The sequence below is a fragment of the Inquilinus sp. NPDC058860 genome (assembly GCF_042743185.1).
Lineage (GTDB): Bacteria > Pseudomonadota > Alphaproteobacteria > DSM-16000 > Inquilinaceae > Inquilinus.
On the sequence record NZ_JBHYMS010000010.1, the window covers coordinates 50,905 to 76,900 of the forward strand.

Genomic DNA, 25,996 nt, shown 5'->3' on the forward strand with positions numbered 1-25,996 from the left:
GGGAACGGCGTCCATGACCCCTTCGGTCGACGATCTGTCGCGCTGGACCGACAAGTACTTCCTGCGGACCAAGGGGATCGTGGAGCGCTTCGGCGACACCCGCGTCACCTATGCCGTGTTCATGCGCCGGCCGGTGGTGGCGGCGCCGCGGCTGGCGATCGAATGGCTGCAGCAGGTGGCGCAGGAGCGCGGCTTCGCGGTCGAGATCGACCTGCGCTACGCCGAGGGCAAATGGGTCGGGTCGGGCGAGCCGCTGCTCTATATCACCGGCCCCCTGCGCCACCTGGTCGACTGCGAGACGGTGCTGCTGCAGAAGCTCGGGCCCGCCTGCGTCGCCGCCTACAACGCCTACACCATGTGCGCCGAGCTGCCCCGCGCGGCGTTCCTGGCGATGGATGCGCGGCACTGCGCCGGCACCGAGATGGCGGAATCGATGGCCTATGCCGCCAGCGTCGGCTCGGCCCGCGCCAGGCGCAAGCACGCGGCCCTCGGCTTCGTCGGCAACGCCACCGACGCCACGGCGCATTTCTTCGGCCAGACCGCCGGCCTCGGCACCATGCCACACGCCCTGATCGGCTATGCCGGCTCGACCGTCCGCGCCGCGGAGATGTTCCATGAGGTGTTCCCGGACGAGGCGCTGACCGTGCTGGTCGACTACTTCGCCCGCGAGGTCACCGATGCGCTCGAGGTCTGCCGCCGCTTCCCGGAGATGGCGGCGGCGGGCCGGCTGTCGGTCCGCATCGACACCGGCGGCGGCCGCTACATGGAAGGGCTGGGGCCCGGCGAATCCTATGCGGTGCTGGAGCGCCACGTGCCCGAGGCGGTGCGCGGCTACCGCAGCGAGGAGGAACTGCGCCACCTGATCGGCACCGGCGTCTCGGCCGCGGCGATCCACCATCTGCGCGACAAGCTGGACGAGGCCGGCTTCGGCAAGGTGAAGATCATCGTGTCGAGCGGCTTCAGCCCGGCCAAGTGCCGGGTCATGGCGCTGGCCAAGGCGCCGATCGACGTGGTCGGCACCGGCAGCTTCCTGCCGGAGCGCTGGAGCGAGACCTACGCCACGGCCGACATCGTCGAATACGACGGCAAGCCGATGGTCAAGGTCGGCCGCGAATGGCTGCTGCGGCTGCGCCCGGACGGCAGCGCCCGGCCGGGACCGGACACCATGGCCGGCTCCGGGATCTGACGGCCGGCCTCAGGACGGGGACGGCTTGCGCCGCCGGGCACGGGCCGTTCTGTCTTCGGCGTCTTCATCGTCGTCGACCGCTCCCCGCTCGATATCCCGCTCGACCGAGGCGCTGAGCCGCTGGAACAGGCCGAGGCCCAGCATCATGCCGGTGCCGGCCACGATCAGCGCGGTCGGGTACAGCAGCAGGTTCACGTCGTCGCGCGCGACCTTGAAGATCACCACCAGGGCTTCGAGGAAGACGGCGATGATCATGGTCGAGATGAACTTGGTCAGGCTCTTGCGGACCTCGGAGGCGCGACGCCGCTCCTGGCCCCGCGCGACCTCCTCCTCCAGCAGGTATTTGGCGACGTCGAAGACGGCGGTGGCGATGATCAGGTAGCCGATGACGTCGAGCATCGCCGTGTCGGTCGCGGCGTGCGGGGTCTGGAAGGTCATCACCACCGAATAGATCGCATAGGCGGTCAGCCCGGCCGCCAGAAGCATCAGGATGACGCTGACGAGAAAGAAGGCCAGGCGGGAAACCAGTTCCATGGATGCCTCCCGAAGGCGCGGCGGTGTGTGCCGGCCCGCCGCATGCTAGCTTCGGGCTGCGCTGTCTTCGGAGCCCGCTCGATACGTGAACCACAGCTTGGCCACTCCGTTCCCTTCGCCCGTCGCCACGGCGCCGGAAGTCCTGTGCCGGCCAATTCCATGGCGCGACCCGGTCGACGCCTTCGCCGCGATCCGGCGGCGTTCCCGGCCGGTGCTGCTGGATTCGGCCCTGGTCGACGGCACCCGCGGCCGCTGGTCGCTGATCGCGGCCGATCCGTTCCGGTGGGTCGAGGTCGGGGCTGCGGAGGCGCCGGCCGACCCCTTCGGCGAGATCACGGCGCTGCTGGCCCGCTTTCGCGTCGAGCCCGATCCGGACCTGCCGCCGCTCGGCCCGGGCGCGATCGGCATCCTCGGCTACGAGGCCGGGCGGTTCGCTGACCGCATGCCGGCGCCGGCATCCGCCGGGCTCGACCTGCCCGACATCGCCTTCGGGCTCTATGACTGCGTCGCCGTGTTCGATGCGGTCGAGCGGCGCGCCTGGGTGCTGTCGACCGGCTGGCCCGAGGAGAATCCCATGGCCCGCCGCCATTGGGCGCAGGCGCAGGCCGACGACCTCGCGGCAGCGATCGCCGGCGCCCCGCCGCTGCCGCCGCCCGATGCCACGCCTCGCGGCGTCTGGCAGTCGGAGATGCCGGCGGACGGCTATCGCGACGGCGTCCGGCGGATCCGCGACTGGATCGGCGCCGGCGACATCTACCAGGCCAACCTGACCCAGCGTTTCCTGGCCGATCTGCCGGACGGGCTGGACCCCTTCATGCTGCATCGCCGCCTGCGCGCCCTGTCGCCCGCACCCTTCGCCGCGTTCCTCGACCTGGGGCAGGGGCGCTGGATCGCCAGCGCCTCGCCGGAGCGGTTCCTGGCGGTCGACCCTGCCGGGCGGGTCGAGACCCGGCCGATCAAGGGCACCCGGCCGCGTGGCGTCGATCCGGCGACGGATGCGGCGCTGGCGGCGGAGCTGCAGGCCAGCACGAAGGACCGGGCCGAGAACCTGATGATCGTCGATCTGCTGCGCAACGACCTGTCGAAGGTCTGCGCCGTCGGCAGCGTGCAGGTGCCGGTGCTGTGCGGGCTCGAGACCTTCCCCCGGGTGCACCACCTGGTCTCGGTGGTGGAGGGGCGGCTGGCGCCGGGCCGCAGCGCGGTCGATCTGCTGCGCGCCTGCTTCCCCGGCGGCTCGATCACCGGCGCGCCGAAGATCCGGGCGATGGAGATCATCCGGGAGCTGGAGCCGGCGCGGCGCGGGGCCTATTGCGGCTCGGTCATCCATCTCGGCTTCGATGGGGCGATGGATTCCAGCATCGTCATCCGCACGCTGTGCGGGGCACAGGGGCAGGTGGCGGCCCAGGCCGGCGGCGGCATCGTCCATGATTCCGATCCGGACGCCGAATACGACGAGGCGATGGTGAAGGTCCGGCCGCTGCTGCAGGCTTTGGCGGGGGCAGGGTGATGCCCTGGCTGAACGGCCGGCTGCTCGCGGCCGGGGAGGCGTGGATCGACCCGGCGGACCGCGGCTTCACCCTCGGCGACGGGCTGTTCGAGACCATCCGGGTGCGGGACGGCGCCGCGATCTGGCTGGACCGGCATCTGGCGCGGCTGGCCGCGGGCGGCGCCGTGCTCGGCATCCCGGCCCGCTTCGACGATGCCGCCCTGGCCGGGGCCTGTGCCGCGGTGATCACGGCGGAAGGGATCGAGGCCGGCGTGCTGCGCCTGACCGTCAGCCGCGGCACCGGCCCTCGCGGCGTGCTGCCCCCGGCGACGCCGTCGCCGACCGTGTTGATCGCCGGCCATGCCGGGCTGCCGCCACAGTCGCCGGTGACGCTGGTCGTCGCCCGCGGCACCTGCCGCAACCAGACCTCGCCGCTCAGCCGGGTGAAGTCCCTCAACTATCTCGACGCCGTGCTGGCGCGGCGCGAGGCGGCGGAGCGCGGCGCCGACGACGCGGTGATGCTGAACACCGCGGGCCGGGTGACCGAGACCAGCATCGCCAACCTCTTCGCCCGGATCGATGGGATCTGGACCACGCCGCCGGTGGCGGAGGGGGCCTTGCCCGGCATCATGCGGGCCGAGGTTCTGGCGCGGCTGGGAGCAGAGGAGCGGCCGCTCATGGTCGCGGATCTGCAGCGGGCGGAGGCGCTGCTGTTGACCAACGCCTTGTCGATCCGCGCCGCGAGCAGCTTGGAGGATCGGCATCCGCCTGCCGGCGAAGAAACGGCTTCCGGGTTGCGCCGGGAGATCGGCCTGCCGGCCTGAGGCGACGGCGCTACAGCCGCGGATGGTCGGCGAAGAAGCGCCAGATATGCGGCGTGGCCACGAAGCCGGGGGTGTCGGTGCCGTCCGGCCAGCCATGGATGCCGCCCTCGACCACGTCGAACCGCACGGCGGTCCCAGCCCGGCAATCGGGATAGTCCTCGGCCTCGATGCCCAGCACCGTCGCCCGCGCCACCGGCTGCGCCTGGCAGCCGTCGAAGGCCGCCCAGAAGGCGACCGAGTCCCGCACCGGCGGGAACTTGGCGCGGGCGTAGCTCTCCCGCTCGGCGGTGCCGTCGAACGGGACCGCAGTATCGTCGGTGCCGTGGATGTGGATCACCGAGACCGGGCGGCTCGGGGCGCAGGACGGCACCAGGACGGCACCCGAGACCACGGCGATTCCGGCGAAGATGTCGCCGGCCTCGCAGGCCAGGCGATAGGCCATCATGCCCCCGGCGGAGAAGCCGGCGGCGTAGATGCGGTGGCGGTCGACCGCGCGCTCCCGCTCGACCGTCGACACCAGGGTGCGCAGGAAGCCGACATCGTCGGCGTCCCGCCGCATCGCGGCGCCGCAGCAGTCGCCGGCATTCCAGCTGAACTGGCCGGCGGTCTCGGTGGTCGGCTTCGGGCGGCCGGTGCCGTTCGGATAGGCGACGATGAAGCCCTCCGCGTCGGCCTCGGCGCTGAAGCCGGTCAGTGCGATCGCGCTGTCGGCGTTGGCGCCGCCGCCGTGCAGCACCACGACCAGGGGCAGCGGGTCGCCGCCCGCCGCGGCCGGGGGCAGGTGCAGGGTGTAGCTGCGGGAGACGCCGTCGACCGGCAGCGTCGCCTCGACATCCGTGCCGGCGGCCCGGCTGGGAGCCGTCGACAGCAGGAGCGAGAGGATCGCGATCGGGAAGGCCAGAGCCTGGGAAAGCCGTCGTGCCATGGGTGCCGCTTCGGGTGGGTTCGCCGCAGGATAGCGTGCACGGTACGGCGGCACGCCCGCGATGAAGGGTCGCGGGTGATGCTATCCGCTGGCCCTGCCGCGGCGCCGGCCGGCGTCCAGCGCCAGCTGCTCGATCAGACCGACCAGCTCGTGATGGGCCGGGGTGGCGGGATCGCGCAGGGCGGAGCTTGGCTGGTCCTCGGTCAGATGGCTCAACCGCACCAGGGCACGGATGCGCTGCCGCCGGGTCTGCTTGAGCTCGGAGGAGCGGTGCCGGAACAGGATCCGGGCCAGCTCGCCGTCGCCGAACAGGGCGTTCAGCTCGGCGGCCGTCGTGTAGATCAGGAACAGCACCAGGATCCAGATCTGGATGAAGAGGAACCGGTGCCAGGAGAAGTTTTCGGCCAAAGCGGCGCCGAAGCCGCCGATCCGGCCGCTGTCGACGACATGATGGATGAAAGCCTCGATCAGCCGGGCGATGAAGACGAAGGCCCAGTAGACGAAGGTCTTGAACAGGATCGGCAGGATCAGCGGTGCGTGGTCGAAGCGGCGCAGGAACGGCATCTTGTCGGCGACCAGGACCGCCTTGCCGACCACCAGCGCCGCCGTGGTCGCGACCAGGAAGTTGATCGACCGGGCGAGGTATTCGGACAGCACCAGATTCTGCGTGAACACGATCAGGTTGAAGCCGACCAGGAAGAACAGGGTCGGCGGCAGCACGTGCCGGAGCTCGTGGCCGAGATGGCGGAGAACGCGGTGCAGACGGCTGTCCTGCGCCGCCGGGGAGGTGTCGGCCATCGGCCGTCTCCGACGATTGGGATCGCTCCGGAATCCTGGCGCCGAAACGGGGCGCGGCAAAGCATATTCCGCCGCGCCCCGCAGATCAGGCGGCGAGGGCAGGGGTCGGCGACTGCGCCTCGGCTTCCAGCCGGGCGATCGCCGCGGCCAGGGGCAGGGACTCCTGCCGGCCGTCGCGGAAGCGCAGCGCCACGGTGCCGTCCCGTGCCTCGCGCGCGCCGATCGCGGCCAGCACCGGCACCCCGTCGGCATGGGCGTCGACGATCTTGCGCGACAGCCGCTCCGGCCGGGCGTCGAGGGCGACGCGCAGCCCCGCCGCCTCGAACGCCTCGGCCACCCGGCAGGCCGGAACGACGTCGGCGGCGCCGATCGACGCGACCACCACCTGCTCCGGCGCCAGCCACAGCGGCAGCCTGCCCTCATGATGCTCGAGCAGGACGCCGATGAAGCGCTCCAGGCTGCCCAGCACCGCGTGGTGCAGCATCACCGGTCGCTGGTGGTTGCCATGCTCGTCGACATAGGCGGCGTCGAGCCGCTCCGGCATCACCCGGTCGAGCTGGATGACGCCGCACTGCCAGCGCCGGCCTCGGCTGTCGCGCAGGTGGAATTCCAGCTTCGGGCCGTAGAAGGCGCCCTCGCCGGGCAGGGTCTCGAAGTCCAGCCCGGCCTGCCGCGCCGCGTCCGCCAGCGCCGCCTCGGCCCGGTCCCAGACCTCGTCCGACCCGGCGCGCTGCGCCGGCCGCGTGGCGAAGGCGACGTCGAAGCGGTCGAAGCCGAAATCGGCGTAGATCCGGCGCAGCAGGCCGCAGAACCGCGCCACCTCGGCCTCGATCTGATGCTCCAGGCAGAACACATGGGCGTCGTCCTGGACGAAGCCGCGGGCCCGCATCAGCCCCTGCAGCGCGCCCGACGGCTCGTTGCGGTGCACGGCGCCAAACTCGAAATAGCGGACCGGCAGTTCGCGGTAGGAGCGCACGCGCTTGTTGAAGATCTGGACGTGCCCGGGGCAGCTCATCGGCTTCAGCGCCATGATCCGGCCCTCATCGGCCATGGCGAACATCTGGGCGCCGAATTTCTGCCAGTGGCCGCTGCGGTTCCACAGGCCCCGGGCCAGCAGCTGCGGTGTCCGCACCTCGCGATAGCCGGCCCGGGCCATGCGCCTTCGGACATGGTCTTCGACCACGCGGTAGAGCGCCCAGCCGCGCGGGTGCCAGAAGACCATGCCGGGGCCGTCCTCCTGCTGGTGGAAGAGGTCGAGGCGGTTGCCGAGGCTGCGGTGATCGATGTCGTCCATGGGAAGTCTCCGTCGCGTTGGACCGGCGCAGGGAGAGCCCAGAAAGACCAAGGGCCCCGTCCGTCGCCGGCGGGGCCCTTTGGGGATCAGAGGCGCTGTCCGATCAGCGCGCACGACCTCCGCACGACCCGCCCGTGGCGGTGGTCGTTTTGGTGGTCGCGGTAATGATCGAACGGATCGCGCTCATGGCGTCAGTGAGCCATGGCAGGGCGGCGGCGTCAATCGGGATGCCAAGAGCACCGTTGCCGGCTGAGTCGATCGCGCTGGAACCGTTTCAGCCACGAAACGCTTAGCACCCGGGGTCAGAAAATCCTCGATGCACTGGGAGACTTTCTCGCGAAGGAGGAGGAGGAGGAGAATGTATCGCATCAAAAGTGCGTTCGCTGGCAATGGGCGGAAGGCCTTGCCGACATCGTCGCCCGCGGCTCCTGCCAGAGAGGGCTCCTCTGAAATCACCCCTGTCGTGTATGAAAGCCAGATACATCACGGCTACGATCAGGAAGAATTCGCGATTTTCGATCGCTTTCGCCCCGTCCCAACGGCGGTAGCTCAAGATTTCGTGGCGGACTTTCTCAATGTCCGCACTCGCGTTTCCTTCTTCCCGGATGAACTCGAGCATCTCGACGGTGAGTATCTGGGCCGACCGATCCCCGGCGATTTCCGTGGTGAGACGATCGAGTGGCTCGGGCTGCTGCGCTCCGCCGCGGATGCGCGCGGCGAGTATGTGGCGATGGAACTGGGCGCAGGCTATGGCCCATGGCTCGTCTCGGGTGCCGCCGCGGCGCGCCATCTCGATATCGAGGCTGTGCGGCTTTATGCGATCGAGGCGGACGCTGATCACTTCGCCTTCATGCGTCAGCACTTTCTCGACAATGGTCTCGACCCTGACGAACACACGCTGCTCAATGCCGCCGTCGGGGCGGAGGCAGGCACGGCGCGTTGGCCCAGAGCGAAGAACACCCCCTTCGAATGGGCCGCGCGCCCTGCGCGCGAGCACAATGTCTCGGACGCAAGATACAATGGCAGCCGCCTGGAGCGTTCCGTGGAAGTACCGGTTCTCGCCGTGAGCGAGCTGATCGAGCGTGAGCCGCGGTGGGATCTCGTGCACATCGATGTTCAAGGCTGGGAAGGCGAGGTTTGCGCTGCGGCCGCGGAGGCAATGGATCAGCGGGTCCATCGAATCGTGGTGGGCCTTCATTCGCGCAAATTGGAGGGGGAGGTGCTGGCGCTGTTCCATTCCCTTGGCTGGGTGCTGGAAAACGAGAAGCCCACCAGGTTTGTCTATCAGGCCGGCGCGCCGACGGTGGAGAATATGGCGGTCCTCGACGGCGTGCAGGTGTGGCGAAATCCGCGCCTTACCCCAAGCACCCGCTAGGCCGCTCACCGGGGAGCGTCGTCCCTGAGGCGCTGAAAAGCCTATCGAACCTCCAGGATGATTCGCAGCAACTTGGACAAGGGCCTGCGCGTTGATCGGGTGGGCCTTGTCATGGGGCGATCGCTTGGCTATATTTGTCTCAAACGAGATCAAAAATCTCAAATGAGTTTGGAGAGAGGAGCGGTTCGATGATGGCGCAAGAGGCGGCGGTGGCGCCGCGCGGTGCCGAAGGGCGGCTGGCCCGAGCAGGCTTGAGCGCCTTCTTCAACATCGCCGAGGCCTGGGGGCTGAAGGACGAGGAGAAGCGCGTGCTGCTGGGCCGTCCGTCCAAGGCCACCTTCTATCGCTGGAAGGCCGGCGCGACCGGCCATCCCTCAGCCGACACGATGGAGCGGATCTCCTACATCCTCGGCATCTACCGGGCGCTGCAGATCCTGTTCAAGGACGCGAAGCTGGCCGATGGCTGGGTGCGGCGGCCGAACGCGGCCTCGCCCTTCGGTGGCCGCTCGGCGCTCGACCGGATGCTGTCGGGCAACGTCGCCGACCTGTTCGTGGTCCGCCGCTACCTGGATGCGGAGCGCGGCGGTTGGGGCTGATCCTGCCGGTCCGCCGGGTCGAATGGCCCGAATGCTGGCGCATCATCCCCAGCCGGTATCCGCCGATCGACCTGTTCGAGCGGGTGGCGCCGCCCGAGGATTGGGAGCTGCTGATCGAGCTCGAATCCCGGACCAACGACCGGCTGCGCGACCAGGTCGGGCAGATCTCACTGATCCCGCTGGAGGAGCGGATGAGCGGCCCGGGCACCAGCTTCATCATGGCGCCCTTCACCCATCTGCATCCGGACGGCAGCCGCTTCACCGACGGCACCTACGGCGCCTATTACGGTGCCGCGGCGCTGGACACGGCGGTGGCGGAGACCAGTTATCACCGCGCCCGCTTCTTCGCGGCGACGGCGACGCCGGCGACCACGATCGACATGCGCGTGCTGATCAACAGCCTGGCCGGCGACCTGCACGACATCCGCGGACTGGGCGACGAGCTGCCGGGCGTCTACGATCCGGTCGACTATTCGGCCGGCCAGGCGCTGGGGCGGCGGCTGCATGGCGACGGCTCCTTCGGCATCGCCTATGACAGCGTCCGCCATCCCGGCGGCCACTGCGCCGCGGCGTTCCGGCCGCGCAGCGTGCTGACCCCGGTGATCCAGGAGCGGCATTTGTCCTATCACTGGGACGGGACCCGGATCGCCGCGGTGCACGAGATCCGGGCGTTGCAGACCTAGGCCCGTTGCCCGCCGCATGGCCGATCTCCGTTCGTTGGGGCTGGGAATAACGGGGGCGCCCACCGATATTGTGCCCCACGGTTTCACGAGGTCGGTCGCGGCGCGGCCGTCGGGGTATTCGATGCAGGCACCGGTCGAGATCCGCACCACCGTCACCATCCCGATCCTGGACGGGGCGGGGCGGGGCGTGTTCCACACCTTCGGCGGCTTCGCCGACGGCGGCGAGCATTTCGCCATCGCGCTTGGCCCCCAAGGCCGCGACGTGCCGCTGGTGCGGGTGCATTCGGAATGCCTGACCGGCGACGTCTTCGGCTCGCAGCGCTGCGATTGCGGCCCGCAGTTGAACGACGCCTTGCACCGCATTGGAAAAGAAGGCGGTTTTGTCCTCTATCTGCGGCAGGAAGGGCGCGGCATCGGCCTCTATGCCAAGCTCGACGCCTATGTTCTGCAGGACCAGGGGCTGGATACCTACGAGGCCAATGAGCGGTTGAACTTCCCGCACGACATGCGGGACTTCACCCCGGCGGCGCAGATGCTGCTGGCGCTCGGGGTCAAGCGGATCCGGCTCTTGACCAACAATCCCGACAAGGCGAAGCAGCTCGAAGCCGCCGGGATCGAGATCGCCGAGATCGTGCCGACCGGCGTCTTCGTCACCGAGCACAACATCCAGTACCTCGAAGCCAAAGTCAGAAAACACGCGCATCGCATTGATCTGTCGGAGATTTCCGGGCAGGCCACGGTGCTGCCCTTGGCCGTCGGCGACACCCCGGGGGTGCGCCGCCTGGGCAAGCCTTGACCTTGCCGGCCGGGCTCTCGCTGCGGCCGGGCTTCGGCTTCGGCGGCGTCCTCCGCGACACGTTGCCGGAGCCGCTGCGCGACGCCGCGCCCCCGACCCGGACGGTGGGCGACGACGAAGCCTGGATGCTGGAGACGCTGCGGACGGCGATGACCCATAACGGACTGTCGGACCCGAACCCGGTGGTCGGCTGCGTCATCGTCCGCGAGGGCCGCGTGGTCTCGCGCGGCGCCACCGAACGGATCGGCGAGCGCCATGCCGAGCGCGTCGCGGTCGAGGCGGTGGCCGACCGGTCGGCGTTCCGCGGCGCCACGGCCTATGTCACGCTCGAACCCTGCAGCCATCACGGCCGCCAGCCGCCCTGCGCCGACCTCCTGGCCTCGCTCGGGCTGGCCCGCTGCGTGGTGGCGTTGCGCGATCCGTTCCCGCTGGTCGACGGCGTCGGCTTGGCCCGGCTGCGGGCCGCCGGCGTCGACGTCGGCGTCGGCACGCTGGCGCCGGAGGCGTCGGCCTGGCACGCGCCCTTCCTGCTGCGGCAGCGGCTCGGCCGGCCGCTGGTGGCGGCGAAATGGGCGCAGACGCTGGACGGCCAGCTCGCCTATGACGACGGCGCCGAGCGTTGGCTGACCGGCAAGGCGGCGCGCGCCCACACCCATTGGCTGCGCCAGAAATACGACGCCATCCTGGTCGGCGCCGGCACCGTTCTGGCGGACGACCCGGCCCTGACCGTGCGCGACGCCGCCGGCGACCGGCACCGCCATCCCCTGCGCCTGGTCTACGACCCGAACGGCCGGGCGCTGGCCGCCCTGCCGCAGCGGCTGGAGCGCTGGAAGGCCGGGCTGCTCTCCGCCGACGCCCCGACCGTGTTCCTGCTGGGCCCGGCGGCGGCGCGCCATGCGGCACCGCTGGAGGCCCTGCTGCCGCCCTCGGCGGCGATGCTGGCGCTGCCGGACGGGCCGCCGGTCGACGCCCTGTTCGACACCCTGGCCGGCCCGGCGATGGTGGCGCGGCTCGGCCGGCCGGTCGGCTCGGTCATGGTCGAAGGCGGCCCGCGCCTGCTCGGCCTGCTGCTGGAGGCCGGGCGCGTCGACCTGGCCCATGTCTTCATCGCGCCGGCGATCGGCGGCGGCGCGCGCAACCGCATCGCCTTCCCGGGCAGCGCCGCCGCCACCCGCGACTGGCGGCCGATCGCCACCGCCGCGCTCGGCCCCGACCTGCTGGCGGAATACGTCTCGCCGGCCGCGGCGGCGCATCTGGCGCGGCTTGTCGACGCCAGCGTCATCGAGTCGCCACTTCGCCATGGCTAAACGATCGCGCGCATTGTACCGTGCGCGCCCTGCGGTCCGGCACGCCGGTCCGGGTCCCATGACGTCTCGGCCGGGCCAGCCCGAACCGACCGAATTTTGAGAGCTTGCCGTCGATGATGTATTTCGCCCCGTGGAAGAAGGTCACCATCCTGGTGGTGTGCCTCCTCGGCGTGATCCTGAGCCTGCCGAACATCCTGCCGCGCAGCACGCTCGACGCGCTGCCGTCCTGGGTCCCGGCCCGGCAGATGAATCTCGGCCTCGACCTCAGGGGCGGTTCCTACCTCCTGCTGGAGGTCGACATGAAGGCGGTGATCGACGCCCGCCTCGCCAACATCCAGGATTCGATCCGCAGCCTGCTGCGGCGCGAGAACATCGCCTACAGCGACCTTTCGGTGAACGGCCATTCGGTCAATTTCACCCTGTCCGACGCCGGCCAGGCCGACCGGGTGCGCACGCTCCTGGCCGAGAACCTGTTGACCGGCGCTGTCGACCCGCTCGCCGGCGGGCAGCGCGACCTCGACATCAGCGTCGGCGGCGACGGCAAGGCCGGCCTGACCCTGACCGAGGTGGGCCTGCGCGACCGCGAGGCCCGGGCGGTCGAACAGTCGATCGAGATCGTCCGCCGCCGCGTCGACGAGAGCGGCACCCGCGAGCCGCTGATCTCGCGCCAGGGCAACAGCCGCATCCTGCTGCAACTGCCGGGCGAGCAGAACCCCGACCGCATCCGCCGCCTCTTGGGCCAGACGGCGAAGATGACCTTCCATCTGGTCAATCTCGACTACCAGCAGGGCCAGCCGGTGCCGCCGGACACCGAGGTGCTGCCGATCGAGAATCCGCGGCCCGGCGAGCGCACCTCGATCGCGGTGCGCAAGCGGATCGAGGTCGACGGCGCCAACCTGACCGATGCCCGCGCCGGCACCAACCCGCAGACCGGGCAATGGGTGGTGAATTTCGAGTTCGACAGCGCCGGCGCCCGCCGCTTCGGCCAGGTCACCCAGGCCAATGTCGGCAAGCCCTTCGCCATCGTGCTCGACGACAAGGTCATCACCTATCCGAACATCAACGAGCCGATCCTGGGCGGCCGCGGCCAGATCAGCGGCAACTTCACCGCCCAGAGCGCCAACGACCTGTCGGTGCTGCTGCGCGCCGGCGCGCTGCCGGCGCCGCTGACCATCGTCGAGGAGCGGACGGTCGGCCCCGACCTGGGCGCCGACGCCATCCAGGCCGGCATCATCGCCGTCGCCGTCGGCTTCGTCCTGGTCATCACCTACATGTTCCTGTCCTACGGCCTGTTCGGCCTGTTCGCCAACGTCGCCCTGGTCATGAACATGGTGCTGACGGTGGCGATCCTGTCGCTGCTCGAGGCGACGCTGACGCTGCCCGGCATCGCCGGCATGCTGCTGACCCTCGGCATGTCGGTCGACGCCAACATCCTGATCAACGAGCGATTGTACGAGGAGACGAAACGGGGACGGTCGCCGTTCTCGGCGATGGATGCGGGTTTCAGCCGGGCCTTCGGCACGATCTTCGACGCCAACATCACCTCGCTGATCAAGATGGCGATCCTCTACACGCTGACCACGGGCCCGGTGCGCGGCTTCGCCGTCACCACCGGGATCGGCATCCTGACCTCGATGTTCACCGCCATCGTGCTGGTGCGGTTCATGATGGTCAGCTGGATCCGTCGCAAGCGCCCCACCGTCCTGCCCGTGCTGAGGAAAGCGTGATGTTCTGGCTCCGTCTCGTCCCGGACGACACCAAGATCCCGTTCATGCGGGGCCGCATCGCCGGCCTCGCCACCTCGGCCTTCCTCAGCATCGCCTCGGTCGTCCTGTTCTTCCATCCCGGGCTGAACTACGGCGTCGACTTCAAGGGCGGCATCGCCATCGAGATCCAGACGCCGCAGCCGGCGGACTTCTCGGTGCTGCGCTCCGGGCTCGACGAGCTCGGCCTCGGTCAGGTCCAGCTGCAGCAGTTCGGCTCGCCCAGCGACGTGCTGATCCGGATGGAGGCGCAGCCGACCGAGCAGCAGCAGCAGGCGGCGCTCGACACGGTCAAGAAGACCCTGACCGACACCGTGCCGGGCACGGTGATCCGCAGCGTCGATTCGGTCGGCAGCACGGTCTCGGGCGAGCTGTTCCAGAACGGCATGCTGGCGCTCGGCCTCGCCCTCGTGGCCATGCTGTTCTACATCTGGTTCCGCTTCGAATGGCAGTTCGGCGTCGGCGCCGTGGTCACCATGATCCTCGACGTCACCAAGATGATCGGGGTCTATGCCGTCACCGGCATGCAGTTCAACCTGACCTCGATCGCGGCGCTGCTGACCGTCCTCGGCTACTCGGTCAACGACAAGGTCGTGGTCTATGACCGGGTCCGCGAGAACCTGCGGCTCTACAAGTCGCTGCCATTGCGGCAGCTGATCGACCTGTCGATCAACCAGACGCTGAACCGCACCATCGGCACCTCGCTGGCCACCTTCCTGGCCTGCCTGCCGCTGGCGATCTGGAGTGGCGAGGCCCTGCAGCAATTCGCCATCGTCATCCTGATCGGTGTCGTGGTCGCCACCACCTCCTCGATCTTCATCGCCGCGCCGATCCTCTTGTTCCTCGGCGAGGACAAGCTGTTCCGCAAGAAGGCGCCGCCGGCGGCTCCGGCGGACGGCAAGCCGGCGGGCAAGGGGGCATGATTCGGTCATGGCGGCGCGGCCGATCCTGATCGGCAGCGAGGTCTACCGGCATTCCAGCTACGGGCCGAAGCATCCGCTCGCCATCCCCAGGGTTTCGACCACGCTCGACCTGATCCGGGCGCAGGGGTGGCTGGCCGAGGGCCAGTATCGCGACGGTCCTCTGGCCGGGGTCGGGGCCCTGACCCGGTTCCACCACCCGGACTACGTCGCGGCGGTGCAGGATGCGGAGCGCGACCAGGACCTCGATCCGGCGCGCCGGCAGCGGCACAATCTCGGCGGGGTCGAGAACCCGATCTTCGGCGAGGTGTTCCGCCGCCCGGCCACCGCCTGTGGCTCGTCGCTGCTCGGCGCCGGCCTCGCGGCCGAGGGGGCGGTGGTCTACAGCCCGGCCGGCGGGCTGCATCACGGCCGGCCCGACCGCGCCTCCGGCTTCTGCTACTTCAACGATCCGGCGCTGGCGATCCTCGACCTGCTGGACCGCGGCGTCGACCGCATCGCCTATCTCGACATCGATGCCCATCACGGCGACGGGGTGCAGGATGCCTTCGTCGGCGACAGCCGCGTGCTGACCGTGTCGGTTCACGAGGCGCAGCGCTGGCCGTTCACCGGTGCGGTCGACGATCGCGGCGGCGGCAACGCCCGCAACCTGGCCATGCCGCGCGAGCTGAACGACGACGAGATGGCAGCGGCGCGCGACCAGGCGCTGCTGCCGCTGGTCGAGCGGTTCCGGCCGCAGGTCGTGGTGCTGCAATGCGGCGCCGACGCGTTGCACGACGACCCGCTGAGCCGCCTGTCGCTGTCCAACCGCGCCCTGTGGAGCGTGGTGGCGGCCGTGCGCGACGTCACGCCGCGCCTCCTGGTGCTCGGGGGCGGGGGCTACAATCCCTGGACCGTGGGCCGCTGCTGGGCCGGGGTCTGGGCGGTGCTCAACGGGTTCGACCCGGCGGCGCCGCTGACGGCGGCATCCCGCGCGGTGCTGGTCGGCCTGTCCTGGTCGCGCCGCCGCGGCACCCCGCCCGAGCCCGCCTGGTTCGACCGGATGGACGACGCGCCGCGGCCGGGCCCGGTGCGGCCGGAGGTCCGGGATGTGATCCGCGCCGTCATGGCGCCCTGACGAGATGGGACGATCGATGAAGACGCTCCTCGCCGCTTTCGCCCTGCTGCTGGTCGCCGCCGGTCCCGTCTCGGCGCAGGAAGCGGCCCAGCCCAGGACCAGCGACCTGACCATCGAGACCGCGGCGGGCAAGAGCTTCCACTTCACGGTCGAGCTGGCGCTGACGCCGGAGCAGCAGCAGCGCGGCCTCATGTTCCGCGAAAAGATGGCGCCGGATGCCGGCATGCTGTTCGTTTTCGACGGGGCCGAACCCCGGGCCTTCTGGATGAAGAACACGCTGATCCCGCTGGACATGATCTTCATCCGCACCGACGGGACGATCGCCAACATCCTCGAGAAGGTGCCGCCGCAGACCCTGGATCCCCGCGCCTCCGACGGGCCGGCCAAGGCGGTGCTGGAGCTGAACGGCGGCATCGTCCGCTTCCTCGACATCAAGCCGGGCGACCGGGTGGTCCATCCGCTGATCGCCGCGGCAAAGGGCTGAGGTCAGCGAGGCCTGGTGTTCTCGTCGTCCGGGATCGGCGGCGGCGGGGTCCAGCCGCGGCCGGCGGCGATCATGCAGGACTGGCCGTCCGGTCCGGTGTAGAGCAGGGTCCAGCTCCGCCCCTTCGGTGCCGTGAACAGCTCGACCCGGCCGCCGCTATTGGCGGTGCCGGTGCCCGCCGGCGTCTCCTGAAAGGCGCGCGCCAGATAGTCCACCACCACGTCGTGCGGGCCGCAGGATGCCGGCGCCGCCAGGGCCGGGGCCGCCAGGAGCAGGACGGAAAGCGCGATGGCGGCCACACGGGCCATGCTTCCTCGAAGCCGTGTCGGAGTCTCTGCGGCCGGAGGGCCAGGAAAACGATATAATCGGCTTGCCTCGGCCAGACCAGCCGGATCAGAGGCGGCCTCGCGCCGGAAATGTCCGGTCGGGCCGTGAAGGGGCGACACTAGTGCGGGCCGAGGGGAATGCCGGACACCAGGACTGAGATCGAGCCGAGGCTGCGGGAGGCGGCGCCGCCGCCCTTGCCCGGACCGACCCGAGCGGCGCGCGGCAGGACATCCCGCCGGCGCCGCTTCCTGCTGCTGGCGCTGCTGGTGCTCGGCCTGACCGTGGCCGGCGGCGCCTGGTACCGCTGGGGCCGGGCGGTCGCGCCCGACCAGCTCTGGGTCACCGCCACGGCGGAGCGCGGCGACATCGAGGACGCGATCACGGCGCTGGGGACGCTGCAGCCGCTCAGCTATGTCGATGTCGGCACCCAGGTCTCCGGCCAACTCAGGACCCTGCATGTCGCGATCGGCGACCGGGTCAAGGCCGGCGACCTGCTGGCCGAGATCGACCCCACCGTCTACCAGTCCCGGGTCGAGGCCGACCGGGCGCAGATCGCCAACCTCGCGGCCCAGCGGGCGGAGAAGGAGGCGCAGCTGCTGCTGGCCCGGCAGCAGGCCGAGCGGCAGCGCAGCCTGAAGGCGTCGCGCGCCACCAGCGACGACGCGCTGCAGGTGGCCGAGGCGGCTTATGCCGCGGCCCAGGCCCAGCTGGAGGCGATCGACGCCCAGACCCGCCAGATCCAGTCGACCCTGAAGGGCGACGAGGCCAATCTCGGCTACACCAAGATCTATGCGCCGATCGACGGCACCGTGGTGTCGCAGTCGGCGCGCCGGGGCCAGACCCTGAACGCCAACCAGTCGGCGCCGATCATCGTCCAGGTCGCGGACCTGACGACCATGACCGTCGAGGCGCAGGTGTCGGAGGCCGATGTCAGCCGGCTGCGGCTCGGCATGACCGCCTATTTCACCACGCTCGGCATGCCGGACAAGCGCTGGTACGGGGCGCTGCGGCAGATCCAGCCGACGCCGGAGGTGGTCAACAACGTCGTGCTCTACAATGCGCTGTTCGACGTGCCGAACCAGGACGGCTCGCTGATGACGCAGATGACGGCGCAGGTGTTCTTCGTCTCGGCCGCCGCCCAGGACACGCTGCTGGTGCCGGCTACGGCCCTGTCGGGCCTGTCGCCCGGCACATCCTCGGCCGCTCCGGGGCGGGCCACGGTCCGCGTGCTGAAGCCGAGCGGGTCGGTCGAGACCCGCGCCGTGACGGTCGGCGTCACCAACCGGGCGCAGGCGGAGATCCTGAGCGGGCTGGAGCCGGGCGAGCAGGTGATCACCGGCACCCGCCGTCCCAATGCCGCGCCCGAACAATCCGGCCCGGTCCGGCGCCCGAGGATCTGATGGACATCCGCGAGCCCCGGCCGGCGGCAGCCGGTGATCAGACGCCGATGACGCCCGGCCAGGCCGCCGTCCGGCCGCTGGTGTCGCTGCGCGACGTCACCAAGACCTATGTCAACGGCGACCTGGCGGTGGAGGTGCTGCACGGCATCTCGCTGGACATCCATCCCGGCGAATTCGTCGCCATCATGGGCGCCTCGGGCTCCGGCAAATCGACTCTGATGAACATCCTCGGCTGCCTCGACCGGCCGACCACCGGCACCTACCGGGTCGACGGCACCGATGTGGCGACGCTGGACGGCGACGCCCTGGCGCATCTGCGGCGCGAGACCTTCGGCTTCATCTTCCAGAGCTACAACCTGATCCCGTCGGCGACCGCGGCCGAGAATGTCGAAGTGCCGGCGATCTATGCCGGCATCGCCGCGGCCGAGCGGAGAGAACGGGCGGAGCAGCTGTTGAGCTCGCTCGGCCTCGCCGACCGTACAGGCCACCGGCCAAACCAGCTGTCGGGCGGCCAGCAGCAGCGGGTGTCGATCGCCCGCGCCCTGATGAATGGTGGCCGGGTGATCCTGGCCGACGAGCCGACCGGCGCCCTGGACAGCCGCAGCGGGGCCGAGGTGATGGCGCTGCTGAAGCGGATGAGCGAGGCCGGCCGGACCGTCATCCTGATCACCCATGACCGGGCGGTGGCGGAGCACGCCCATCGGCTGATCGAGATCCGCGATGGGCACATCGTCGGCGACAGCGGTGCGCGCGGGCCCGTCTTGGCCGCTTCTGGGGCCGAGGGAAGCCATGGCGGCGATGCCGGCGCGCTGGGCGTCGCCGACATGGCGGAGGCGGTGAAGATGGCGCTCAGGGCCCTGCGCGCGAACCTGTTCCGGACCATCCTGACGCTGCTCGGCATCGTCATCGGTGTCGGCGCCGTGATCGCCATGCTGGCGATCGGCGATGGCGCGAAGCAGTCGGTGGTCGACCGCATCTCGGCCATGGGCACCGACCTGCTGCTGATCCGACCGGCACAGAGCAACAACCGCACCGCCGACGGCGTGATCGCGACGCTGGTGCCGGAGGATGCCGAGGCGCTGGCGGAGGTGCCCAACGTCGCCGCCGCGGTGCCGGAGCTGACCGGCACCGTCACCCTGCGCCACGGCAACACCGACTATTCGACGCAGGCCGACGCCACGACGCCGGATTTTCCCAAGGCACGTAACTGGCCGGTCGAGCGCGGCAGCTTCGTGTCGCCGGAGGACCAGGCCAGCTATGCCCCGGTGATCGTGCTGGGGCAGACGGCGGCGCGGATCCTGTTCCCGGAGGGCATCGACCCGCTGGGCCGCTACGTCCTGGTCAACAACATCCCGTTCCAGGTGATCGGGCTGATGGAGGCGAAGGGCGCGACGCCCTATGGCGCAGATCAGGACGACATCGTCTTCATGCCGCTGTCGACCGGCAGCCTGCGGGTGTTCGGCAAGCGCTTCGTCCGCTCGATCACGGTGCAGGTCGAGGACACCACCCGGATCGACGAGACCCAGGCCGATGTGCAGGCGCTGCTGGAGGAGCGGCACCGCCGCCCGGACGTGCAGATCCGCAACATGTCGTCGCTGATCGAGACCGTCTCGGCGACGCAGAACACGCTGACCATCCTGCTCGGCTCGGTCGCCGCCATCTCGCTGCTGGTCGGCGGCATCGGGGTGATGAACATCATGCTGGTCAGCGTCACCGAGCGCACGCGCGAGATCGGGGTGCGGATGGCGACCGGTGCCCGGATGCGCGACATCCTGCAGCAGTTCATCACCGAATCCGTGGTGGTCTCGGCGATCGGCGGCGCCATCGGCGTGGTCGGCGGCCTGGGGGTGGCGGCGGCGCTGCGCGCCTTCGGCACGCCGATCGTGTTCTCGCCCGGGCCGGTGCTGCTGGCCTTCGGCTGCGCCTTCCTCACCGGCCTGGTCTTCGGCTATATGCCGGCGCGCAAGGCCGCCACCCTCGATCCTGTCGTCGCCCTCTCCGCTGAGTGACCATGCCGCGTCCGTTCCGCTTTCATCGCCCTCTCGCGGCGATCCTGATCCTCGCCCTGCTGGCCGGCTGCGCCGGGCCGGAGGACGACAAGCCCGCCCTCGACATCCCCGGCGGCTGGAAGGCGGAGGGGCGGGCCGGCACCACCTGGCCGGAGACGGGCTGGTGGCGCAGCTTCGGTTCATCCCAGCTCGACGGCCTGATCCGCACCGCCCAGCAGAACAACCAGGACATCGGCGCGGCCGTGGCCCGGGTGCTGCAGGCGGACGCCCAGGCCCGGATCGCCGGCGCGCCGCTGCTGCCCAGCGTCGGGGCCACCGGCGACGCCTCGCATTCGGTGTCGCCGGAGCGCGCCAGCAGCTTCGGCACCGGCTCGAGCCGGACGACCACCGACCAGCTCGCGGCCGGGCTTTCGGTCAGCTACGAGATCGACCTGTGGGGCCGGAACCGGTCGGCGCTGCAATCGGCGCAGGCCTCGGCGCTGGCCAGCCGCTACGACCGCGACACCGTCGCCCTGACCGTCACCTCGAGCACCGCCACCACCTACATGCAGGTGCTGGAGTTCCAGGACCGGCTGGCGATCGCCCGGGACAACCTGGCCAATGCCCAGCAGGTGCTGGACGTGGTGCTGGCGCAGGAGCGGGCGGGCGCCGCCTCGGCCCTCGACGTGGCGCAGCAGCGCACGGTGGTGGCGCAGCAGAAGGCCGCGATCCCGCCGCTGGAGCAACAGCGCCAGCAGACCGAGACCGCCCTGGCCCTGTTGCTCGGCGAGCCGCCGGAGCGGCTGTCGCTGCAGCGCCAGTCGCTCGACGATCTCGAGATCCCGGTGATCGCCGCGGGCCTGCCGTCCTCGCTGCTGGACCGCCGGCCGGACGTCCAGAACGCCGATGCGCAACTGCTCGCCGCCCGGTTCAACGTGAAGGAGGCCAAGGCGCAGCTGTTCCCGTCGATCCAGCTGACCGGCCAGGGCGGGGTCCAGAGCGCGGCGCTGGGCACGCTGTTCAACTCCGCCAGCACGCTCTACAGCCTCGCCGCCTCGCTGACCCAGCCGATCTTCGAGGGCGGCGCGCTGCGCGGCGCGGTGCAGCTCACCGAGGCGCAATACCAGGAGCTGGGGCAGACCTATGTGAAGACCGTGCTGGCCGCCTTCGGCGACGTCGAAAACGCGCTGATCGCGACGCGCCAGACCGGGCTGGCCTATCAGGCGCAGCAGGAGGTGGTGGCCCAGGCGCGCGAGGCGTTCCGCCTGTCCGACGCGCAGTACCGGGCCGGGGCCGTCGACCTGCTGACCGTGCTGAACGCGCAGCAGAGCTACTTCTCCGCCCGCGACCAGCTGGTTCAGGCCAAGTCCGACCGGCTGCAGGCCGCGGTCGCCCTCTACAAGGCGCTGGGCGGCGGCTGGTCGGTGGGCTCGGTGAAGGTGGCAGCCGGCAGCTAGCGGCCGAGATCGCCGCGGTCTACGGCGTCTCCCCGCTGCCCGAGACCCTGTTGGGTTCGCAGTCGCGAACCCAACCTGCTTCGGAGGGAAACCTCACCCCTCGTCCGGCCCCCGCTTCCGCGCCAGGGCCACGCCGTCGCCGATCGGGATCAGCGAGAAATCGACCCGCGGATCGTCGCGCAGCATGGCGTTGACCCGGCGGATCGCCTCGGTGCCCGGCGAGCGGTCGGCCGGGTCGGCCACCCGGCCGCTCCAGAGGGCATTGTCGACCAGCAGCAGCCCGCCCGGGCGCAGCAGGCCGATCGCGGCCTCGGCATAGGCCGGGTAGTTGTCCTTGTCGGCGTCGACGAAGACCATGTCGACCGTGCCGGCCCAGTCCGCGCGCGTCAGCTCGCCGAGCGTATCGAGGGCCGGCTGCAGGCGCAGCTCGATGCGGTCGGCGACGCCGGCCTCCTGCCAGTACCGCCGCGCGACCGACGTCCATTCGGCGCTGACGTCGCAGCATAGAAGCCGCGCCTCGGGCGGCAGCGCCAGCATCACCGCCAGCGCGCTGTAGCCGGTGAAGGTGCCGATCTCGACCAGTCGGCGGGCGCCGATCAGCCGGGCCAGCAGGGCCATGAACTGGCCCTGCTCCGGCGTGATCTGCATCCCGGCGCGGTCGGCCGCGACCCGGCGCGTCTCCTGTCGCAGCCGGGCCAGGATCTCCGGCTCGCGCAGCGAGGCGTCGAGCAGGTATTTCTGCAGCGCGTCGTTCAGGCCGATGCTCATGGCGTCACATGCACGCTGGGGTCGCGCCTGACCGGCACCGGCCGGCGCAGCTCGTTGCGGATCTTCATCGCCTCGAACACCGGGGCGGTGCCGGGGCGCGGCACGAAGCGGCCTTCGCCGCGCTGCACCTTCAGCTCCCTGTTCTCCCACACCACCTTGCCCTGGCTCAGGGTGATGGCGGGCAGGCCGCGCACCTCCATGCCCTCGAACACGTTGACCTCGATGTTCGAATGCTGGGTGGCGGCGCTGATGGTCCTGGTCGCCGCCGGGTCCCAGACCACGAGGTCGGCGTCGGCGCCGGGCGCGATCACGCCTTTCTGCGGGTAGAGGTTGAAGATCTTCGCGGCGTTGGCCGAGGTGACGGCGACGAACTCGCTCGGGGTCAGCCGGCCGGTGTTGACGCCGTGGGTCCACAGCACCGCCATGCGGTCCTCGATGCCGCCGGTGCCGTTCGGGATCAGGGTGAAGTCGTCGATCCCCATCCGCTTCTGCTCGGCCTTGAAGGCGCAGTGGTCGGTGGCGACGACCTGCAGGCTGCCGGCGGTCAACCCGTCCCACAGCGACTTCTGGTGGTCCTTGGAGCGGAAAGGCGGGCTCATCACCCGGGCGGCGGCGTAGGCCCAGTCCTTGTTGCGGTACTCGCTCTCGTCCAGGGTCAGGTGCTGGATCAGCGGCTCGCCATAGACCCGCTGGCCATTGGCGCGGGCCCGGGCGATCGCCTCATGCGCCTCGCGGCAGGAGGTGTGGACCACATAGAGCGGCACGCCGGCGGCGCCGGCGATCATGATGGCGCGGTTGGCGGCCTCGCCCTCGACCTCGGGCGGGCGCGACAGGGCGTGGCCCTCCGGCCCGGTGATGCCGGCCTCGAGCAGCGCCTTCTGCAGCAGCCAGACGATGTCGCCGTTCTCGGCATGCACCATCGGCAGGGCGCCGAGCTCGCGGCAGCGGGTGAAGCTGTGCATCAGCACGTCGTCATCGACCATCAGGGCGTTCTTGTACGCCATGAAATGCTTGAAGCTGTTGACGCCGTGCTCGGCCACCAGCGTGCCCATCTCCTCCCGCACCTGGTCGGACCACCAGGTGATGGCGACGTGCAGCGACCAGTCGGAGACGGCCTTCTCGCCCCATTCGCGCCACTGCCGATACCCGTCCAGCAGGCTCTGCTGCGGGCCGGGGATGCAGAAGTCGATGATCATTGTGGTGCCGCCGGACAGCGCCGCGGCGGTGCCAGTGTAGTAGTCGTCAGCCGCCACCGTGCCCATGAACGGGAACTGCATGTGGGTGTGCGGGTCGATGCCGCCCGGCAGCAGGTAGCTGCCCGAGGCGTCGATCACCCGGGCGCCGGTCGGGGCGTCGAGATCGGGGCCTACTGCGACGATCCTGCCGTCGTCGCAGATCACATCGGCGCGAAAGCTGCGGTCGGCGTTCACCACCGTGCCGCCCTTGAGTGCGATCGTCATGGCCGGCGCTCTCCTCTTGTCGCGTGCCTTGTTCCCTGTCGATGGGGAGAGTGGGACGGATCGCGAGGCGAGGCAAGGCCGATCCTGACCGTTTGGTCAGGCCGGCTGACATACAAAAAAGCCGGGGCGCGAAGGCCCCGGCGAGGTCAGGGAGGAAAGCGGCTCGTGCGAGCCGATAGATACGTTATGTATCTTTATTTCTCGTGTCAATACGTATTGTATCTCACCCCTCGTCGCGCATCACCCATTTGACCGGCACCGCCCATTCGATCGCGACGTCGGAGATCAGGGGCGCGTTGTAGCTGAACAGGGTGAACAGGCCGGGGCCGCTGCCGCGCATCAGGATCTTGACGAAGGTCCGGCCGTCGGCCAGGCGGATCACGCATTCCCGGCCGATCAGCTGCTCCGGCTCGGCCCGGACGTTGCGGTAGTAGATGACGTCGCGGTCACGGAAGGCGGGAGCCATCGAATCGCCGCGGACGATGACGGCGACGGTGTGCTCGTCGGCCGCCGGCGGGGCATCGGCCTCGTCGATCCGCTCGGTCGACTGGTCGCCCTCGAGCATATGGACTTCGGCCCCGGCGCCGACATGGCCGACCACCGGCACCATCGGCCGCAGCCCCGCCGGCGCACCCTCGCCGGTGAGCAGCCACGCCTCGGACACGCCGAAAGCGGCGGCATAGCGCCCGGCGGCATCGCGGCGCAGGCCGCGCAGCCCGGATTCATGGGCGCGATAGGTGATCGGGCTCCAGCCGAAGGCGCGGGCGGCGTCGGCCGCGGTCTCGTGACCGGCCTTGGTCCGCGCCAGCACCAGGCGTTGATGCGGTTCCAGCATGCATGGCATTTAGCACGTTTTGTAATCTGCGAACAATTCATTTCGTATTGCATTAACGGGATACGAAACGTATCGTCATGGCATGGACAAGACGATCGCGAACTTCGACGACCTGTTCACCCGGTGGCCGCGCCAGGGCCATCTCTCCGCCGATCTCGGCGTCTCGCCGCAGCATCTGCGGATGATGCGGGTGCGCCGATCGGTCCCGGTGCGCTTCTGGCCCCGCTTCGTCGCCGCCGCCGCCCGGCGCGGCATCGCCGGCGTCGACTACGACCTGCTGGTCCGGCTGCACATCCCGGATGAGCCGCGGTGACCCCGCCCGCAACCCGACATGGAGACTTCTATGAGCACCCTGCCGACCCTCGACCAGATCGAGGGCATGCCGATCGCCGCGGTCGCGGCGTTGCCGGCCGAAGCGCTGGCCCAGCTGGTCGACGACCTGGTCGTCCTGGTCGAGCACAGCCGCCGGCTGCAGACGGTGATCGCCGCCGCGCTGGCCCTACGCGCGGGCCGGCCGGCCCCGCAGGTCGCCGGCGGCCATACGGCCGAAGCGATGCGGTGGCTGCGATGAGCGAGCCGCGCGGCAGCTTGCCGCGGCACCGGCCGCACCCGCCGCTGGAGGCGGAGCGGCTGCACCGGATGCGGGAAGCGGCCTGGCAGAGCCAGGGCGTCGTGGTGATCCGGCCGGAGGATGTCGAGGACGACTGGATCCGCCAGGCGATCGTGAACGAGGCGGATCGGCTGTACGGCAAGCGCAAGATGGAGCCGTGACCGTGGCGGCCGCCGGCCGATCGGATCCGAGACCATGCCTTGCGGGATCATACAGGGCGCGCCGAGGCGGGCAGGGCGGCCCGGCATCAGGCAGCGGCGCCGGCCGGCGTATCGAGGAGCAGCTCCGACACGGCCCGGATGATGCGATCCGGTCGGGCCGTCGAGCCGGCCGGCAATCCTTCGCCCGTACCGTCGACCCAGATCGCATGGATGCCCAGGCGCTGCGGCGCCGTCACCTCCCATTCCAGGTTGTCGCCGACCATCCAGGCCTCACCGGGGGCGACCCCCAGCGCCTGCAGGGCATGGTGGTAGGCCCGCTCCTCCGGCTTGCCGAAGCCATGCTCGCCCTCGATCTGGATATGGTCGAACCGATGGGCCAGGTCGAAGCGCGCGATCTTGGCACGCTGGACCTCGGCCGCGCCGTTGGTGACCAGCGCCAGCCGGATGCCGCGCGCCCGGAAACCGTCGACCACGGCGTGGGCGTCGGGGAACAGGCGCATCTGCTCGTCGCGATAGGCCGTGAATCGATCGGCAAGGCGGTGGAGGACATCGGCGGCGGGCGCCGGTCGGCCGGCGGCGGCGAGGCTGTCGAAGGCGCCGGCCGCGATCACCCGCCGGGCCTCGCCGATCCGCTGGCGCCAGATCCGGTGGCGCTCCGCATCCGCCCAGAAGCCGCGGGCGAAGGCGGCGACCGCAGCGGCGACCTCGGCGGGGGACCAGGGGGCCAGCGCTTCGGAGAATTCGGCGGCGACGGCGATCCAGGCGGCCTCGGGCCGGCCATAGGCGGAGATCAACGTCTCGTCGAGGTCGAACAGGATGGCGCGCGGAAGCGGCATGGCGTGTCTACCGGTCTCCGGATCGAGAGACTGCATTTGCGCCGCGCCGGCCGTCCCGCGCAAGCA

Annotated in this window: 27 protein-coding genes; 18 read left to right on the forward strand and 9 right to left on the reverse strand. The window is 70.4% G+C overall.

Annotated elements, in window-relative coordinates:
• Nucleotides 1-13: 13 nt before the first annotated feature.
• Nucleotides 14-1,186, forward strand: coding sequence for a nicotinate phosphoribosyltransferase (locus tag ACFW16_RS09210; protein WP_380304059.1), 1,173 nt, complete (start codon nucleotides 14-16; stop codon nucleotides 1,184-1,186).
• 9 nt (nucleotides 1,187-1,195) lie between these two features.
• On the opposite strand, the gene ACFW16_RS09215 is transcribed toward ACFW16_RS09210, so the two are convergent.
• Complete coding sequence (locus ACFW16_RS09215; RefSeq protein ID WP_380304061.1) at nucleotides 1,196-1,720, reverse strand: hypothetical protein; 525 nt, start codon at nucleotides 1,718-1,720, stop codon at nucleotides 1,196-1,198.
• An 85-nt stretch (nucleotides 1,721-1,805) separates the two neighbouring features.
• Here ACFW16_RS09215 and pabB point away from each other — a divergent pair, with 85 nt between their 5' ends.
• On the forward strand, nucleotides 1,806-3,227 hold the full coding sequence (gene pabB / locus ACFW16_RS09220; RefSeq protein ID WP_380304063.1) for an aminodeoxychorismate synthase component I: 1,422 nt from the start codon (nucleotides 1,806-1,808) through the stop codon (nucleotides 3,225-3,227).
• The gene (locus ACFW16_RS09225) at nucleotides 3,227-4,030 is read left to right on the forward strand and encodes an aminotransferase class IV (protein ID WP_380304065.1); all 804 of its coding nucleotides are present in this window, start codon (nucleotides 3,227-3,229) and stop codon (nucleotides 4,028-4,030) included. The genes pabB and ACFW16_RS09225 overlap by 1 nt, the downstream gene beginning before the upstream one ends.
• A 10-nt stretch (nucleotides 4,031-4,040) precedes the next feature.
• Here the strand turns inward: ACFW16_RS09225 and ACFW16_RS09230 are convergent, their stop codons facing one another.
• The 3 genes from ACFW16_RS09230 to thrS form a co-directional block, all read right to left on the reverse strand.
• On the reverse strand, nucleotides 4,041-4,955 hold the full coding sequence (locus ACFW16_RS09230; protein WP_380304066.1) for an alpha/beta hydrolase family esterase: 915 nt from the start codon (nucleotides 4,953-4,955) through the stop codon (nucleotides 4,041-4,043).
• 81 nt (nucleotides 4,956-5,036) lie between these two features.
• The gene (locus ACFW16_RS09235; RefSeq protein WP_380304068.1) at nucleotides 5,037-5,753 is read right to left on the reverse strand and encodes a hypothetical protein; all 717 of its coding nucleotides are present in this window, start codon (nucleotides 5,751-5,753) and stop codon (nucleotides 5,037-5,039) included.
• An 85-nt stretch (nucleotides 5,754-5,838) separates the two neighbouring features.
• Complete coding sequence (gene thrS / locus ACFW16_RS09240) at nucleotides 5,839-7,047, reverse strand: threonine--tRNA ligase (protein ID WP_380304070.1); 1,209 nt, start codon at nucleotides 7,045-7,047, stop codon at nucleotides 5,839-5,841.
• 358 nt (nucleotides 7,048-7,405) lie between these two features.
• Between thrS and ACFW16_RS09245 the strand changes: the two genes are divergently transcribed.
• The 9 genes from ACFW16_RS09245 (at nucleotide 7,406) to ACFW16_RS09285 (ending at nucleotide 16,088) form a co-directional block, all read left to right on the forward strand.
• A complete protein-coding gene (locus ACFW16_RS09245; protein ID WP_380304072.1) occupies nucleotides 7,406-8,422 on the forward strand; it encodes an FkbM family methyltransferase in 1,017 nt (338 codons plus the stop codon).
• Between the two features lie 188 nt (nucleotides 8,423-8,610).
• A complete protein-coding gene (locus ACFW16_RS09250; protein WP_380304074.1) occupies nucleotides 8,611-9,018 on the forward strand; it encodes an antitoxin Xre/MbcA/ParS toxin-binding domain-containing protein in 408 nt (135 codons plus the stop codon).
• Nucleotides 9,009-9,701 (forward strand): RES family NAD+ phosphorylase, encoded by a 693-nt coding sequence (locus ACFW16_RS09255; protein ID WP_380304076.1) that lies wholly within the window; start codon nucleotides 9,009-9,011, stop codon nucleotides 9,699-9,701. The genes ACFW16_RS09250 and ACFW16_RS09255 overlap by 10 nt, the downstream gene beginning before the upstream one ends.
• A gap of 16 nt (nucleotides 9,702-9,717) precedes the next feature.
• The gene (ribA, locus tag ACFW16_RS09260; RefSeq protein ID WP_380304078.1) at nucleotides 9,718-10,497 is read left to right on the forward strand and encodes a GTP cyclohydrolase II; all 780 of its coding nucleotides are present in this window, start codon (nucleotides 9,718-9,720) and stop codon (nucleotides 10,495-10,497) included.
• Nucleotides 10,494-11,804, forward strand: a complete 1,311-nt coding sequence (ribD, locus tag ACFW16_RS09265; protein ID WP_380304080.1) for a bifunctional diaminohydroxyphosphoribosylaminopyrimidine deaminase/5-amino-6-(5-phosphoribosylamino)uracil reductase RibD — start codon at nucleotides 10,494-10,496, stop codon at nucleotides 11,802-11,804. Before ribA ends, ribD begins: the two co-directional genes overlap by 4 nt.
• A 113-nt stretch (nucleotides 11,805-11,917) precedes the next feature.
• A complete protein-coding gene (secD, locus tag ACFW16_RS09270; RefSeq protein WP_380304082.1) occupies nucleotides 11,918-13,531 on the forward strand; it encodes a protein translocase subunit SecD in 1,614 nt (537 codons plus the stop codon).
• On the forward strand, nucleotides 13,531-14,490 hold the full coding sequence (gene secF, locus ACFW16_RS09275) for a protein translocase subunit SecF (RefSeq protein WP_380304084.1): 960 nt from the start codon (nucleotides 13,531-13,533) through the stop codon (nucleotides 14,488-14,490). Before secD ends, secF begins: the two co-directional genes overlap by 1 nt.
• 7 nt (nucleotides 14,491-14,497) lie before the next feature.
• On the forward strand, nucleotides 14,498-15,604 hold the full coding sequence (locus ACFW16_RS09280) for an acetoin utilization protein AcuC (protein ID WP_380304086.1): 1,107 nt from the start codon (nucleotides 14,498-14,500) through the stop codon (nucleotides 15,602-15,604).
• A 16-nt stretch (nucleotides 15,605-15,620) separates the two neighbouring features.
• Nucleotides 15,621-16,088, forward strand: a complete 468-nt coding sequence (locus tag ACFW16_RS09285; RefSeq protein WP_380304088.1) for a DUF192 domain-containing protein — start codon at nucleotides 15,621-15,623, stop codon at nucleotides 16,086-16,088.
• Between the two features lie 2 nt (nucleotides 16,089-16,090).
• Here the strand turns inward: ACFW16_RS09285 and ACFW16_RS09290 are convergent, their stop codons facing one another.
• The gene (locus ACFW16_RS09290; protein ID WP_380304090.1) at nucleotides 16,091-16,396 is read right to left on the reverse strand and encodes a hypothetical protein; all 306 of its coding nucleotides are present in this window, start codon (nucleotides 16,394-16,396) and stop codon (nucleotides 16,091-16,093) included.
• A 156-nt stretch (nucleotides 16,397-16,552) separates the two neighbouring features.
• Here ACFW16_RS09290 and ACFW16_RS09295 point away from each other — a divergent pair, with 156 nt between their 5' ends.
• The 3 genes from ACFW16_RS09295 to ACFW16_RS09305 are packed head-to-tail and all read left to right on the forward strand — an operon-like array spanning nucleotide 16,553 to nucleotide 21,260.
• The gene (locus ACFW16_RS09295) at nucleotides 16,553-17,815 is read left to right on the forward strand and encodes an efflux RND transporter periplasmic adaptor subunit (RefSeq protein WP_380304092.1); all 1,263 of its coding nucleotides are present in this window, start codon (nucleotides 16,553-16,555) and stop codon (nucleotides 17,813-17,815) included.
• Between the two features lie 47 nt (nucleotides 17,816-17,862).
• The gene (locus tag ACFW16_RS09300) at nucleotides 17,863-19,824 is read left to right on the forward strand and encodes a MacB family efflux pump subunit (RefSeq protein ID WP_380304262.1); all 1,962 of its coding nucleotides are present in this window, start codon (nucleotides 17,863-17,865) and stop codon (nucleotides 19,822-19,824) included.
• A 2-nt stretch (nucleotides 19,825-19,826) separates the two neighbouring features.
• Entirely contained in the window at nucleotides 19,827-21,260 is a 1,434-nt protein-coding gene (locus ACFW16_RS09305) for an efflux transporter outer membrane subunit (RefSeq protein ID WP_380304094.1), read from the forward strand.
• Nucleotides 21,261-21,353: 93 nt separating this feature from the next.
• Here the strand turns inward: ACFW16_RS09305 and ACFW16_RS09310 are convergent, their stop codons facing one another.
• From ACFW16_RS09310 to ACFW16_RS09320, 3 genes are all read right to left on the reverse strand, one after another.
• A complete protein-coding gene (locus tag ACFW16_RS09310; RefSeq protein ID WP_380304096.1) occupies nucleotides 21,354-22,028 on the reverse strand; it encodes an O-methyltransferase in 675 nt (224 codons plus the stop codon).
• A complete protein-coding gene (gene hydA, locus ACFW16_RS09315) occupies nucleotides 22,025-23,488 on the reverse strand; it encodes a dihydropyrimidinase (RefSeq protein WP_380304098.1) in 1,464 nt (487 codons plus the stop codon). Before hydA ends, ACFW16_RS09310 begins: the two co-directional genes overlap by 4 nt.
• A gap of 223 nt (nucleotides 23,489-23,711) precedes the next feature.
• On the reverse strand, nucleotides 23,712-24,323 hold the full coding sequence (locus ACFW16_RS09320; protein WP_380304100.1) for a helix-turn-helix transcriptional regulator: 612 nt from the start codon (nucleotides 24,321-24,323) through the stop codon (nucleotides 23,712-23,714).
• Nucleotides 24,324-24,405: 82 nt separating this feature from the next.
• On the opposite strand from ACFW16_RS09320, the gene ACFW16_RS09325 reads away from it, so the two are divergent.
• From ACFW16_RS09325 to ACFW16_RS09335, 3 genes are read left to right on the forward strand one after another with little or no spacing between them, the layout of a single operon-like run.
• Nucleotides 24,406-24,636, forward strand: a complete 231-nt coding sequence (locus ACFW16_RS09325) for a hypothetical protein (RefSeq protein ID WP_380304102.1) — start codon at nucleotides 24,406-24,408, stop codon at nucleotides 24,634-24,636.
• A gap of 30 nt (nucleotides 24,637-24,666) precedes the next feature.
• Nucleotides 24,667-24,894, forward strand: a complete 228-nt coding sequence (locus ACFW16_RS09330; protein WP_380304104.1) for a hypothetical protein — start codon at nucleotides 24,667-24,669, stop codon at nucleotides 24,892-24,894.
• Nucleotides 24,891-25,094: a hypothetical protein gene (locus tag ACFW16_RS09335; protein ID WP_380304106.1), complete on the forward strand. Its 204-nt coding sequence runs from the start codon at nucleotides 24,891-24,893 to the stop codon at nucleotides 25,092-25,094. The genes ACFW16_RS09330 and ACFW16_RS09335 overlap by 4 nt, the downstream gene beginning before the upstream one ends.
• An 86-nt stretch (nucleotides 25,095-25,180) precedes the next feature.
• Here the strand turns inward: ACFW16_RS09335 and ACFW16_RS09340 are convergent, their stop codons facing one another.
• A complete protein-coding gene (locus tag ACFW16_RS09340; RefSeq protein ID WP_380304108.1) occupies nucleotides 25,181-25,930 on the reverse strand; it encodes an HAD family hydrolase in 750 nt (249 codons plus the stop codon).
• Nucleotides 25,931-25,996 lie beyond the last annotated feature (66 nt).